Here is a 13,404-nt window from a genome sequence, read left to right on the forward strand (position 1 = left end):
AATATATTCTTGATTCGAAACGAAGCTGTAGATAGGAGATGTGAATCATTATGAATCTTTCTCGTAAATGGCTTATTCGCTATAGAGGCGCTAAAACTCAGAAAGAAGTGGCCGCTATGTCTGGCATTAACCGAAGTTCGTACTCCAATATCGAAACGGGAAGGCGTGACCCTAGCATTCATGTAGCTAAACGTATCGGACTAACCTTAGGATTTGATTGGAAATATTTTTTTGAGCAAGTTGAATCAGGAGATTAACAGATGTGGTGTTTGACGCATAAAGGCAAGCCGTTTGGACAGCCATTCGCGACAGAAATAGAAGTAGTAAAGATGTTTATTCGCTTACAATCTTGCTTTTTGGAACTAGGATATTGTGAACTGAAACGACTCCAGCGACAGCCGAAACCAGCAGCGTGTAACTAACAACATAGATTCCGATTGCCCATACAGATCGCCTTCGTTCCTATTAAATTAGGACGAAGGCGATTTTGTGTCATCGAACAAGCATGCTATTTATGTTAAAATGAAGAGGTGATTTCATATTTTCTCTTCATTTCCCAAATGAAAGGTTTGGAATGTGTCTATGTCACGCTTGCGGGATTCGATGACAAATTTAGTTGCTCTTCCTTCCGTCCGTAAGCAGAAGCGAGCTGCGTGGACGTTAGGCTTAATTGTGCTGCTCGCCTCTCTGTTTGTTCTTCCGATTGCTTCCGATCGAATTGTGGAAATACGTCCTTTTTTTCCGATGCTTATCGCATGGATTATGTTCGGTAACTTTATGACGGCGTATTTGATATATTCGCAGTTTCGTGCAACGGGTAGTAAACCGATGCTGCTGTTATCGGCAACTTATCTGTTTACGGGCATCATTACGATTCCTAATCTGGTTACGTACCCCGGTATATTTAGTGATGTCGGGCTGCTGCATGCGAATAGCCAAACTTCGATTTGGTTCTGGGTATGCTGGCATGCTGGATTTCCAATTGGCATTTTATTATACATTTACAGTATAAAGCGAAACACTTCGTCTGTACTGCACACAAAAAGCCGCCTGTACACCGCGATTACGTATGGTGCTGTCGCTTTATTCGTGCTGCTGCTGGCGTTTTTGCTGCCGCGTATGCAAGTGTTTTTTCCAACGGTCATTGTACATGATGACTATCGATTGCTGATCTCGTCAGGTATAGGCCCAGTATTATGGCTGCTGAACGGAGCTGCAATGATTTATTTATTCGTCACTACACGTATGAAGAGCTTGCTTCATTTGTGGCTGATGTTGTCTGTGTTTACGTTCTTTCTTGATGTCACACTGACCTTATTCGGAGGTGCCCGCTATAGTATTGGCTGGTATGTGGGACGGTTGAACTCGCTTATTTCGGCGACGACGGTATTGTTCGTCTTTTTTAACGAATTGAACGTGCTTTACGTTCGTTTGACCCGTTCTAAGCACGAGCTAAGGCAGTCGAAAGAGCTGGTGAAATCGGTATTGGACAGCATTACGGACGCGTTCTTATCGGTCGATCGAGAGTGGCGCTATATTTATTTGAATAAAGCTGCGGAAAAGTATATGCGAGTGTCGTTCTCGCAAGTGAAGGGTGAAGTGATCTGGGACATCAACCCTGGCCTGCTGAAAAGTGAACGCTATCAACAGTGTCGTAAAGTGATGGAGGATAAGGTGCCTACGGAGATTGTTGAATTTGACGAGTTCCGAAAACGCTGGTTAGAGGTACGTATTTACCCATCCAGCCAAGGGATATCGGTCTATTTTTGCGATGTGACCGAACGTATGGAAGCGGAGAAGCAGATGAAAGAAGCGAACGAAAAGCTGCGTATTGCGAATCGGTTGCTGACTGATTTTTCATATACAGACGGATTAACGGGTGTGTACAATCGGCGCTATTTTGATATGCTGCTTGAGCAGGAATGGCAAGGGTGTGCGCATGAAGGGATGATGTTGTCCCTGATTATGCTCGATATTGATTATTTTAAAAGGTATAACGACACGTATGGGCATCAAGCGGGGGATGAATGTTTGAGGCAGGTGGCGCAAGCCATTCGCGAGACCGGGGAGTGGCCGAGTGGGGTGGTGGCACGCTATGGTGGCGAGGAATTCGCTGTTATTTTGCCGCGTGCATCTGCTGAGGAAGCGGCGGCAGTAGCAGAGGCCGTTCGTCATGCGGTCGAGGCTTTGAAGCTGCCGCATTCGGCATCCTCGGTCAGCACGGTTGTAACGTGCAGTCTTGGTATTGCTACTGAGTTGCCGCAGCTATCGACGCACGAAGCGGACGAGTCAGGAACAGGCCTGCTTGTGCAGCGCGCGGATCGCGCGTTATATGCGGCTAAGCAGGCGGGGCGCAATCGTCTCGTAATAATAGAGTAAGGCGACAAGAAATGATGCAAGGTAAGCAGTAAGGTGAGTAGTGAAGTTAAGTAGTAAGGTAGTGGGTAAGTAGCAAAGCAAAGTAAGTAGTAATGTGAGTAATAGGGGAAGTAGCGAAGTAAGGTAAGTAGTAAGTAGTAAGTAGTAAGGCAATAGGCAAGTAGGCAGTAAGTCTGCCATTTCTTACGTGTCAGTCAGAAGAAAGAAGATGATGATGTTGAAAAAGGTTCACATATATGCGATGTTATGCTTCGTTATGTTGTGCTGGGGCTTGAATGTAACAGCAACGAAGCTACTTGTGACGAGCTTTGCGCCCGTTACGATTACAGCATTTCGCATATTGGCGGCAGCGTTGTGCGTATTCGCAATTTTGTCATTGTCCAAGCAAGTAAGGATGCTGACGAAGCGCGAATTCGTATACGTGCTGCTTGGTTCATTGTTAAATGTGGTTGCACACCACTATTTTTTGTCAATAGGGCTATCCCGTACGTCAGCAGTTAATGGCGGACTCATTATCGGGACAGGCCCGTTGTTAACGACGATATTTGCGCTATTATTTTTGGGCAGTAAATTGACGCTCTTAAAATCTGCGGGTATTATCCTCGGTTTCTCTGGCGTGTCCTTAATTGTTCTCGTGAGCAACGGCGGAATGAGCGGGGTATCGATCGGAGATCTGTACGTATTTCTCGCGATGGCGGTACAGGCTGCCAGCTTTATTTTAATAAAAAGAATGTCCGCTACACTGGACCCGCGTCTTATGACAGGCTATATGCTCTTGTTGGGTTCTGTCTTTTTGTTTATGATCAGCCTTATTGTGGAGCCGCAAGGCTTAGCGACATTGACGCAAGGCTCTGTTAGCATGTGGGTCATTTTCTTTGCTTCAGCGTGTATTGCGACAGGCGTCGGTCATATGATGTACAACTATGCAATCGGGTTAGTGGGCACGGTGGAATCCGCTATTTTTATTAATTTAAGCCCTTTCTTTGCACTGATTGGCTCTGCGGTATTCTTAGGCGAACAAATTCTGCTTGTGCAAATTGTAGGGTTTGTGCTTATTATTGCGGGCGTGCTGTGCGGTTCAGGAGCGTTGGAGGAACGTATACGTTCACTGAGGCGCAGTGCAGGAAGAGTGGAGAAGGTTACGCAAAAGGCATCCTAGTTTAGTTGCTGCTATGCCGCGCATATAGGTTAATGAAAGACCCTGAACACTTAACGGAGTGTTTAGGGTCTTTTGTCTTTGTTAGCTATTGTAGCAGCGATTACTTAAAATCGGCCTAGTAGACCTAGTAGCCTTAGTATGCTGCTGTAAACCGATTACGCGCAAACTGAGGCTTCTCCAATTCATCTATCATCGCAACAGCGTAATCTTCGTAAGAAATATGACTATTTCCCTCAGCGTCTACCACAAGCGTATCTGTGCTTACACGGTAACGGCCAGTGCGCTCTCCTGCTTGAATCAAGCCTGCTGGACTTAGGTACGTCCAGTCCAAATCCTGTTCTGCAAGGTACATATTTAACGCTTCGCCCTGTGCATATGCGTTAGGCTTCCAAGCTTCTGGGAAATTTGGCGATTCAACGACCTTCATATCGGAGTCGGCAGAAACTTTGAGGCTTCCTGCGCCGCCAACAGCAAGCAATCGTGTGCCAGCAAGCTTAGCACCTGTAATGAGATGGCGAGTCACCTCGTTGAGTTGTGCTTCGTTTCCATGCGCGGGACCGTATGCGCTAATGATAGCGTCTTGGCCTTTACTCATTTGTGCAATTTGCTCTTGTTCTATGCTGCCGACTACAACTTTTAAGCTCGGGTGCTGTTGTGTGACACGCGCTGCGTCACGAACAACGGCAGTAACATGATGTCCTCTCTGCAAAGCTTCACCTACAATGCGTTGTCCGATATTTCCACTAGCGCCGTATACTAAAATATTCATAATGATGTTCCATCCTCTCTGAATACGTAAATTTTGTTGTACAAATATCTAGATTGCTTAGGTCAACTGGGCCGTCTTATGTTATCGAGGTCGAGGTGCTTGTAACGCGAAAAATGATTTAGCCTTAGTGATCGTACTTACAATCTTGTTGTAACTACAATGGTTACAACTAAGTCAAAAAAAATTAGTTGCTTGAAGCACCATTTTTTATTTTTTGTTTAAAATCGTCTACAAGCGTATCTAAGCTTACACTGGCTAATGATTGTTCCATCGCCACTTGAGCCTGGACCAACTTTGTTTCCAGCACGGATTGTATATTTGCGCCGACTGGACAATTGGGATTCGGTTGTTCATGCATTTGAAAAAGTTCGCCTGACTCGACTACTTCCACTGCATGATATATATCGAGCAGCGTGATGTCGTTCAGTTCTTTTATAATGGAGGCTCCTCCTGTACCTGGACGTACTTGTACGAGCCCTGCTTTTTTCAATTGGCCAAGAACTCTCCGAATCACTACAGGGTTGGTGTTTACGCTTAGGGCAATCCATTCGGACGTGCACAATCGCTGCCGCTCTAGCGACAACAAACATAATATGTGGACGGCCACGCTAAAGCGACTACTAATTTTCATCTTTCGTTTACCACCTCGATGTAACAAGTATAGTTACAACCAATTTGGAAGTCAAGAGGATTTCTAATGTGTTATAGTAGTGTGGTAAATCCAACCAATAAACCATTACACAAATGCTTAACGCGGAGGGCACAATATGACTACGTTATCGACACCGTTATGTAAGCTGCTTGGAATGAAGTACCCTATTATTCAGGCGGGAATGGCCGGAGGCCCGACAACGCCTGAGCTAGTCGCGTCTGTAAGTAACGCAGGAGGTTTGGGAACGCTCGGTGCGGCGTATATGACGCCAGAGGATATGCGAACAGCGATCCGACGTATTAAGGAGCTGACCGCGAAGCCATTTGCCGTCAACTTATTTGTTGTTAATATGACGGATGATTGGACGCGGCTGCAAGAGGCGCAGGCGGTGCTTAACCCGATGCGCGAAGCGCTGCAAATTCCGCAAGCTGACCAGAACCAAGCTTATGCGACAGTAGATAGATTCGAGGAGCAGTTTGCTGTATTGCTTGAAGAGCAGGTGCCTGTCATAAGCACGGCGTTTGGTGTGTTGTCGGACGCGCATATGCAAGCCGCGCATCGCCAAGGCAGTGTCGTCACGACGATGGTCACGACGGTACGCGAAGCTCTCTTGGCGGAGGAGCAAGGCACCGATGTCATTGTGGCGCAAGGTAGCGATGCAGGTGGACATCGCAGCACGTTTGATATGAAGAATCACCCGCAGGGGGCATTAGTCGGAACGTTCTCGCTTGTGCCGCAAGTGGTTGATGCGGTACGTATTCCTGTTATTGCGGCAGGCGGCATTATGGACGGACGTGGTTTGGCGGCGGCGCTGATGTTAGGTGCACAGGGCGTTCAATTGGGGACGCGCTTCCTTACAGCGGTTGAATCTGGCGCCCACGCTGCTTATCAAGAAGCGCTGCTTGCAAGTGATGAGGAAAGCACCGTCGTGACGAAGGCGTTCTCTGGGCGTCCAGCTCGGGGTGTACGGAATGCCTTTATTGAGCAAGTCGAACAATCGGGTGTCGCACCGCTACCATTCCCGAGTCAGAACACAATTACCGGCGACATTCGCCGTGCTGCTGCTGCCCAGAACAAAGCAGGTCAGATGTCGTTGTGGGCGGGTCAAGCAACGCGTCTGCTCAAGGAGAATCAGACAGCTGAACATATAGTGCATGAAACAGTAGACCATGCGGAATCATTACTTGGAATCAACAAAACATCTCACAATATTGGCCTACTCTAAATCTGAATTTTAAACTATTCGAACATCATATATAGATCGCCAAGCTGCTCGTATTCATTATACGGGTGGCTTTTTTATGTGAACATTGTTTTATTGTTCGTGTTTTTGGCAAAAACATCTCTGTTTATATCTTTTTACCCGCCTAAATAACAACAAAACACGAATAAATAAAATAAAAAAGTTGACAAACAGTCGTATTTTTTATAGGATACATACGTGCTTTGTACTAATGAATGGCTAATTACGATGAAAAATACGAACAATAGCAAATAAATGTTCATTAGCCAACTACAGTTCACCAAGAGCTCAATGAAAGGGGCAACATCATCTAATGGAAAAGTGGTTTAAGCTCAAAGAGCACGGTACGAACGTGCGCACCGAGATGACGGCTGGCCTTACGACGTTTTTAACGATGGTCTATATCGTAGTTGTAAATCCTAGCATCTTATCTAGCGCAGGTGTTCCGTTCCAGCAAGTATTTATGGCGACCGTAATCTCCGCGATTATTGGTACTTTATATATGGCCTTGTTCGCCAACCATCCGATCGCAGTCGCTCCAGGCATGGGGATGAATGCGTACTTTGCATCGGTAGTCGCTTCACAGGGCGTAAGTTATCAAGTGGTGTTCGGCACGGTGTTCATCGCGGGTATCCTGTTTATGTTGCTGACATTTACAAAAATACGTGAGACTTTAATCGAGTCCATTCCTCCTTCATTAAAATACGGCATTACAGCAGGTATCGGACTGTTTATCGCATTTATCGGCTTGAAATCTTCAGGAATCGTGGTGCCAAGCCCGGCAACGATGGTCACATTCGGTGATTTGCACCAGCCTGTAACGATTGTAGCTTTGGCGGGATTGTTCATTACACTGATGTTAATGGCACGTAAAATAAAAGGTGCGTTATTTATCGGGATGGCAGTGACAGCGATCATTGGCTACAGCATGGGATTGCTGAAATTCGATGGAATCGTCGCGATGCCAGCGGCGCCTGTGTTGTTCGATTTGGACGTCATGGGAGTGTTTGAACATGGTCTGTACACGGTCGTGTTCGCGTTCTTGCTCGTGACGATTTTTGATACGACAGGCACGATGATCGGTGTAGCGGAGCAAGCGGGCCTAATGAAAGGCAACAAGTTCCCGCGTGCGAAGCAGGCACTTATGGCGGACGCTCTCGCAACGACGGCTGGCTCAGTGATGGGAACGACGCCGTCAAGTGCTTATATCGAGTCGTCGGCGGGTGTGGCTGCAGGTGGTCGTACAGGTTTAACATCGCTTGTGGTAGCGGGACTATTTCTGTTGACCTTGTTCTTCTCGCCTATACTAGGAGCGATTTCATCATTGCCAGCGATTACAGCACCAGCCCTAATTATTGTAGGCTGCTTAATGATGGACGGGTTGGCGCGTATCGAGTGGAATGAATTCGATGAGGCGTTTCCTGCCTTCGCCATTCTAATCAGCATGCCATTGACGTCGAGCATTGCGACAGGGATCGCAATCGGATTTATTACGTACCCGCTGTTGAAGCTGGTGAGTGGTAAAGGTAAGAACGTGCATCCAATCTTGTACGTATTCGGCGTTATATTCGCCATTCAAATGGTATTTTTCCCAGCGCACTAATGCTTTAAGTCAAAGCCACTCGATTATCATTCGAGTGGCTTCTTTTTATTTTGGCATGATTGTCCACTGCATACGGATCTTTAAGGAGATTTGTCTTTCAAATAGTGGACACGAAAGTAATAGGGAGGTACCCTTTGCGTTGCGGCACTTTGCTTTCGCGCTGTAGTGTTTGGCTTTTTCGCATCTGCATGTAGTGGTCAGATTGTGCTTGCATCCTATATATAGAATGTGGAGATGGTGTGTCGTGTCATTTTGTCGCCGAGCTTATATGTCCTCTTGTCCACCTTTGTGTGGACACTTTCCCCATTTGTTCACGACTCACGAACAAACTTCGCACGAAACCTCTACTTTATCCCCACACTTCGCTTCCTATATCAATGAAAGCCTAGGCTCTTATGTACGAAGGGATATTTAATGTGTATAACGAACGTTATTTTCTCGCTCCTTCGTAAATTCCCCTTTCAGGCCTTGCGTTCGTTGACAACCTTGATGAAAAACATTATCATTCAAAACAGGTAATGAAAATGATTCTCAACTTTATGATATACATACGTGCACACATTCATTTAGGGGGCGCATGACACGATGTCCAGTACAACCATTGACCCGATTAATTTTGAGATGCTGGAAAAAGAATGCTACGTTTCTTTACGGGAGATCCCGAATCCACAATATCGAGTTGTGTTATCTGAGCTGTTGGATAAAGAGAAGATGCAGCAGTTTTCAGCATTTTACGGACCTCATATAGAAGCACTTAGTCCAGAAGTTATCGCTTCGTTCTTTGGGTCGTGGTATGGGTGTGTAAGTGCGGTTCTGCAATATGGAATGTCGCATCACGACCGTGTTCCCGTACTGAGCCTGTCTAATATTGAAGTGCAAGTGTATGAAGATCATGGTCATTCCATGTTCAATTTCATGTTAATCGAGCATAAAGAAGAAGCGTGTCCGAACCCGCTGGATGCGCAGGCGCGAAGTGAGTGGCGTGCGCAAGTGTTGGACACTTTTTATAAGAAGGAAGCCAAGCCGTTGGTGGATATGTTTGCGGAATCGACAGGGCTTAACGCAGGGCAGATTTGGACGAGAATGGCGGATAGCCTGAATTACTATTATGAGTTGTGGCATGGGCGGGCGTCGTCCCTTGAGCTGAAGCAGAAGCTTGAAGCGGATATGGAGGCGTTGAAGGAAACGGAGCCTGAGACGTTCGGACGTAGCAAAAATCCGTTCATCCTGCGCTTTCGCTATGTCGAGGACTGGCATGATGCTGGCAAGCAACTGCGTATGAAGTCGGTCTGCTGCTTGGCATACAAAACGAAAGATCACGGTTACTGCTATACGTGCCCGCGTATGTCGAAAGAGGAGCGCGTCGCCAAGAAGCAGGCCTTACTAGAACGTCACGTTCACGGTCATGATCATGACCATGAGCATTAATTTTGGTGCGACATATGGAGGGACAAGCAGATGAGCAATACAACATCCAATGACAATCGTTACAGATTGTATACCGAACAGTTAAATATCGGATACGGCGAACGCCTTATCGTGAAGAACTTGAACGTGTCCATCCCAGAGGGCAAAATTACGGCGCTGGTCGGAGCAAATGGTTCTGGTAAGTCTACGATGCTGAAGGCGATGGCTCGTATTATGAAGCCACAAGGCGGTACGGTATACCTTGACGGTAAGTCGGTGTTCCAACAGTCGACGAAAGAAATTGCGAAGCACTTGGCTATTTTGCCGCAAAACCCAACGGCACCAGACGGTTTGACGGTGTCTGAGCTTGTGACGTATGGACGTTTTCCTCATCAAAAAGGATTCGGCTCCATGACACGTGAAGATATTAATATTGTGCAGTGGGCTATTGACGTAACGGGGATGAATGATTTTGCTGATCGTCCTGTGGATCAATTGTCTGGCGGGCAGCGGCAGCGGGCGTGGATTGCGATGGCGCTTGCGCAGCAAACGGACATCTTGTTCTTGGATGAGCCAACTACGTTTCTAGATATGGCGCATCAATTGGAAGTATTGAAGCTACTTCAGAAGCTGAATGAGGAAGAGAATCGGACAATCGTAATGGTTGTGCACGATTTGAACCATGCAACACGGTACGCTCACCATGTCATTGCGATTAAGCAAGGGACGGTTACCAGCGAAGGCACGCCTGAAGAGGTAGTCACGCATGACGTCTTGCGTGAAGTGTTCGGCATCGAAGCGGATATTATGCCTGATCCGCGTACAGGTGTACCGATTTGTGTGCCTTACGATTTGGTGCATGCTGTGGAAAATGGCGAGAGCGGTACAAGTGCGGCTAAGGCTAAATCCGCTGCATCCTAGTCCTAATCTTCGTCCTAATTTTAATGGCTTAATAGATTGCCTAACAGTCAATTTTTCATATAAGACCTTTATTCGATGTATCTCCTATGACTAGGGACGATGCAGTGGAATAGAGGTCTTTTTTTGTATACATATGCTTTAACCGATTAGCTGGATGACGTGGAAGAATATATGAAATGACCACGGAGGATACAAGTTGTATACTTAATAATGGAAGTTAAAATTTATTTAAATGAAATACAATATTTATTTTCTATTAAATTATTGGTAATTATCGCCCGTTTTATGTGTTGTAACATGGCGTAAGCACCATAATTCATATTTTTTGAGATTTAGAGGGGAGCTTGACATCATGAATGACGCACAAAAGAAGCTTCGATGGTATAACATCGCCCTCATGGCTTTCGTTTCTGTGTGGGGTTTCGGTAACGTCGTCAACAACTATGCGAACCAAGGTTTGTCCGTTATTACGTCTTGGGTTCTCATCATCGCCCTGTACTTTGTTCCGTACGCGCTGATGGTCGGCCAGCTTGGCTCAACTTTCAAAGACGGCAAAGGCGGCGTCAGCTCGTGGATTAAGGAAACGATGGGGCCAACTATCGCTTACCTTGCGGCTTGGACGTATTGGGTTGTACACATTCCTTATTTGGCGCAGAAGCCACAGGCGATTCTGATCGCACTTGGCTGGACGGCTACAGGCAGCGGTGACTTTATTAAGAAGTTCTCGCCGATGGCTTTGCAAGTAGCGTGTTTAATCATTTTCTTAATGTTCCTGTGGGTCGCGTCCCGCGGCATTACTTCCTTAAAGAAAATAGGTACGGTTGCAGGTATTTCTGTCTTCATTATGTCGTTGCTGTACATCGTACTTGCGATTACAGCGCCTATGCTGACAGGTGTTCAGGTAGCAACGGCTAATATTACGGTTAGCTCGTTTATTCCGGAATTTAACTTCGCTTACTTTACGACGCTATCCATGCTTGTATTTGCCGTTGGTGGCGCGGAGAAAATATCTCCTTACGTCAACAACACGAACAACCCGTCGAAGGAGTTCCCTCGCGGGATGCTTATTTTGGCGATTATGGTCGCGATCTGTGCCTTGCTTGGCTCGTTTGCGATGGGTATGATGTTCGACTCGAACAACATTCCAGCGGACTTGAAAATGAACGGCCAATACTACGCGTTCCAAACACTTGGCGAGTACTATGGTATCGGCAACACGTTCTTGATCTTGTACGCGGTTGCGAACACATTAGCGCAAATCTCAGCTTTGGCGTTCTCGATCGATGCGCCATTGAAAGTGTTGCTGCTTGATGCAGACGCACGCTACGTTCCGAAGAGCTTGCTTAAGACGAATGCGCATAACACGCCGATTAACGGCTACATTTTGACGGGCATACTCGTCAGCGCGCTCATTATTATTCCGGCGTTTGGAATCGGCAACATGAACTCGTTGTTCAACTGGTTGCTTGATTTGAACTCTATCGTCATGCCGATGCGTTATTTATTCGTATTTTTGGCCTTTATGGCCTTGATGAAGTTGGCTGATAAGTTCCAATCGGATTATCAATTTGTGAAAAATCGCAAGGTCGGCTACGGAATCGCTTTGTGGTGCTTCCTGTTCACGGCATTTGCCTGCTTGATGGGTATGTTCCCGAAAGTGGAAGCCTTCACAAGTGAGTGGTACTTCCAATTTGCACTCAACGTTGTGACGCCGTTCGGCTTGCTCGGTCTTGGCTTAATCCTGCCATGGCTGGCGAAGCGTCAGAACAAAATATAAACCATAGTTTTTCGACTGCCTCCACGTCTTTCAAAGATGTGGGGGCAGTTTTATTTATGTCGTTTATTTTGTCATATTACACATCATCACAATAAATATGATTGTTAATCACTATGAAATATGACAACATCTCGCTTACTCTAACCATGTGTTGATGCAGCTAGGGGATAACAACAAACCAATCATGGAGGAGTTGTTTAAGAGATGAATGTAAAGAAAACAATCATGATGAGCTTAGCAGTTACGATGACGGGGACAATGCTGCTGTATGCGAACGGAGGAGTGTCTGTTGCAAATGCTCAGACGAACAAAGCAGCACATGTAGCGTCATTCAATGAGGCGGATGCTGCGCAGAAAAAAAAGGTAATTACACAAGCGCTGGATGAAGTCGTGGCTAAGGGTATCCCAGGTGTGATCGTGCAAACGTTGAAAAACGGAGCGAAGTGGGAGTACGCGACAGGTAAAGCTAGCATTTATGCGGATCGCAGCATGCAGCCCGATTTTCATTTTCGAATCGGCAGTATAACGAAGACGTTTGTCGCTACGGTAGTGCTGCAATTAGCAGGCGAAGGAAAGTTGAGCTTGGATGACACCGTGGAAAAGTGGCTGCCGGGTGTTGTACAGGGCAACGGCCATGATGGCAGCCAAATTACGGTTCGGCAGTTGCTTAATATGACTAGTGGTATTGCTGACTGTGTAAATGAGTCATTAATGAAAACGTTGAATGAAAACCGTTTTAAAACCTACACGGCAGAAGAGCTTGTGAAAATAGGCCTACAACAAAAGCCATTATTTACGCCGGGTACTAAGTTTGATTATTCCAGTACGAATACGGTGCTGGCTGGCTTAATTGTTCAAAAAGTAACAGGTCAATCGTATGCCGAGCAAATTAAACAGCGCATTATTGAACCGTTGCAATTAAAAAATACTTCTGTGCCGGGCTCGATTACGAAGTTGCCAGAGCCGCATGCAAGAGGCTATTCCATTAAAGCTCCAGCTGGAGCTTTAGAAGACTTCACAGAGATGAGTCCGACTTGGGGAAATGCAGCAGGTGAAATGATTTCGACCACGGGTGACTTAAATCGCTTTTTTTCCGAACTACTAGCTGGGAAATTGCTTAAACCAGAGCAAATGAAGGAGATGCTTAACGCTGTACCCTCACCTGAAATTAATGGTAGTTATGGTCTCGGCATCAATGTGCGGACACTCGCAAACGGAGTGTCGATTTGGGGACATGCCGGAGGCGTTCCAGGATTTATCTCTTATGTAGGAGGAACACTCGATGGCAAGCATGTGATTAGTTTTAACTATAACCTGCACCACCGCGGCGAACGCAATAAAGCTAAGGTTATGAAAGATGCGGAGAAAAAAATGCTGGAAGCGGAGTTCGGCAACCCACTCAGTGAGTGAAGTTAACTTTGATTGTTTGACAACCGGATTCAATTCCATTGTAAAATAGCTATTTGCTGAGTGAGGCTGTCCTTAACATCCATC

At 46.2% G+C, this 13,404-nt stretch carries 12 protein-coding genes; 10 read left to right on the top strand and 2 right to left on the bottom strand.

What is annotated here, in order from left to right; translation table 11 throughout:
* Window positions 1-50: 50 nt before the first annotated feature.
* From KIK04_RS11305 to KIK04_RS11320, 4 genes are all read left to right on the top strand, one after another.
* On the top strand, window positions 51-257 hold the full coding sequence (locus KIK04_RS11305; protein WP_232278320.1) for a helix-turn-helix transcriptional regulator: 207 nt from the start codon (window positions 51-53) through the stop codon (window positions 255-257).
* Between the two features lie 3 nt (window positions 258-260).
* The gene (locus KIK04_RS11310; protein WP_232278321.1) at window positions 261-422 is read left to right on the top strand and encodes a hypothetical protein; all 162 of its coding nucleotides are present in this window, start codon (window positions 261-263) and stop codon (window positions 420-422) included.
* Between the two features lie 181 nt (window positions 423-603).
* Window positions 604-2,379, top strand: coding sequence for an MASE4 domain-containing protein (locus tag KIK04_RS11315; protein WP_232278322.1), 1,776 nt, complete (start codon window positions 604-606; stop codon window positions 2,377-2,379).
* Window positions 2,380-2,587: 208 nt separating this feature from the next.
* Complete coding sequence (locus tag KIK04_RS11320) at window positions 2,588-3,538, top strand: DMT family transporter (RefSeq protein WP_232278323.1); 951 nt, start codon at window positions 2,588-2,590, stop codon at window positions 3,536-3,538.
* A 133-nt stretch (window positions 3,539-3,671) separates the two neighbouring features.
* Here the strand turns inward: KIK04_RS11320 and KIK04_RS11325 are convergent, their stop codons facing one another.
* Window positions 3,672-4,307 (bottom strand): NAD(P)-dependent oxidoreductase, encoded by a 636-nt coding sequence (locus KIK04_RS11325; protein WP_232278324.1) that lies wholly within the window; start codon window positions 4,305-4,307, stop codon window positions 3,672-3,674.
* Between the two features lie 184 nt (window positions 4,308-4,491).
* Entirely contained in the window at window positions 4,492-4,938 is a 447-nt protein-coding gene (locus KIK04_RS11330; RefSeq protein WP_232278325.1) for an Rrf2 family transcriptional regulator, read from the bottom strand.
* 136 nt (window positions 4,939-5,074) lie between these two features.
* Between KIK04_RS11330 and KIK04_RS11335 the strand changes: the two genes are divergently transcribed.
* The 6 genes from KIK04_RS11335 to KIK04_RS11360 all read left to right on the top strand — a co-directional run bounded on the left by KIK04_RS11335 (window position 5,075) and on the right by KIK04_RS11360 (window position 13,320).
* The gene (locus KIK04_RS11335; protein ID WP_232278326.1) at window positions 5,075-6,184 is read left to right on the top strand and encodes an NAD(P)H-dependent flavin oxidoreductase; all 1,110 of its coding nucleotides are present in this window, start codon (window positions 5,075-5,077) and stop codon (window positions 6,182-6,184) included.
* A gap of 331 nt (window positions 6,185-6,515) precedes the next feature.
* Window positions 6,516-7,805, top strand: a complete 1,290-nt coding sequence (locus KIK04_RS11340) for an NCS2 family permease (RefSeq protein ID WP_232278327.1) — start codon at window positions 6,516-6,518, stop codon at window positions 7,803-7,805.
* Between the two features lie 585 nt (window positions 7,806-8,390).
* Window positions 8,391-9,233, top strand: a complete 843-nt coding sequence (locus tag KIK04_RS11345; RefSeq protein ID WP_232278328.1) for a (2Fe-2S)-binding protein — start codon at window positions 8,391-8,393, stop codon at window positions 9,231-9,233.
* A 30-nt stretch (window positions 9,234-9,263) separates the two neighbouring features.
* On the top strand, window positions 9,264-10,133 hold the full coding sequence (locus tag KIK04_RS11350; protein WP_232278329.1) for an ABC transporter ATP-binding protein: 870 nt from the start codon (window positions 9,264-9,266) through the stop codon (window positions 10,131-10,133).
* A 352-nt stretch (window positions 10,134-10,485) separates the two neighbouring features.
* On the top strand, window positions 10,486-11,910 hold the full coding sequence (locus tag KIK04_RS11355; RefSeq protein ID WP_232278330.1) for an amino acid permease: 1,425 nt from the start codon (window positions 10,486-10,488) through the stop codon (window positions 11,908-11,910).
* 204 nt (window positions 11,911-12,114) lie between these two features.
* A complete protein-coding gene (locus tag KIK04_RS11360; protein WP_232278331.1) occupies window positions 12,115-13,320 on the top strand; it encodes a serine hydrolase domain-containing protein in 1,206 nt (401 codons plus the stop codon).
* Window positions 13,321-13,404 lie beyond the last annotated feature (84 nt).

This window comes from Paenibacillus sp. 481, from assembly GCF_021223605.1.
Lineage (GTDB): Bacteria > Bacillota > Bacilli > Paenibacillales > Paenibacillaceae > Paenibacillus_B.

Coding starts and splice junctions, on each gene's coding strand:
- KIK04_RS11340 (WP_232278327.1), top strand. CDS start 6,516: ATGGAAAAGTGGTTTAAGCTCAAAGAGCACGGTACGAACGTGCGCACC.
- KIK04_RS11315 (WP_232278322.1), top strand. CDS start 604: ATGACAAATTTAGTTGCTCTTCCTTCCGTCCGTAAGCAGAAGCGAGCT.
- KIK04_RS11330 (WP_232278325.1), bottom strand. CDS start 4,938: ATGAAAATTAGTAGTCGCTTTAGCGTGGCCGTCCACATATTATGTTTG.
- KIK04_RS11305 (WP_232278320.1), top strand. CDS start 51: ATGAATCTTTCTCGTAAATGGCTTATTCGCTATAGAGGCGCTAAAACT.
- KIK04_RS11335 (WP_232278326.1), top strand. CDS start 5,075: ATGACTACGTTATCGACACCGTTATGTAAGCTGCTTGGAATGAAGTAC.
- KIK04_RS11355 (WP_232278330.1), top strand. CDS start 10,486: ATGAATGACGCACAAAAGAAGCTTCGATGGTATAACATCGCCCTCATG.
- KIK04_RS11310 (WP_232278321.1), top strand. CDS start 261: ATGTGGTGTTTGACGCATAAAGGCAAGCCGTTTGGACAGCCATTCGCG.
- KIK04_RS11350 (WP_232278329.1), top strand. CDS start 9,264: ATGAGCAATACAACATCCAATGACAATCGTTACAGATTGTATACCGAA.
- KIK04_RS11320 (WP_232278323.1), top strand. CDS start 2,588: ATGATGATGTTGAAAAAGGTTCACATATATGCGATGTTATGCTTCGTT.
- KIK04_RS11325 (WP_232278324.1), bottom strand. CDS start 4,307: ATGAATATTTTAGTATACGGCGCTAGTGGAAATATCGGACAACGCATT.
- KIK04_RS11360 (WP_232278331.1), top strand. CDS start 12,115: ATGAATGTAAAGAAAACAATCATGATGAGCTTAGCAGTTACGATGACG.
- KIK04_RS11345 (WP_232278328.1), top strand. CDS start 8,391: ATGTCCAGTACAACCATTGACCCGATTAATTTTGAGATGCTGGAAAAA.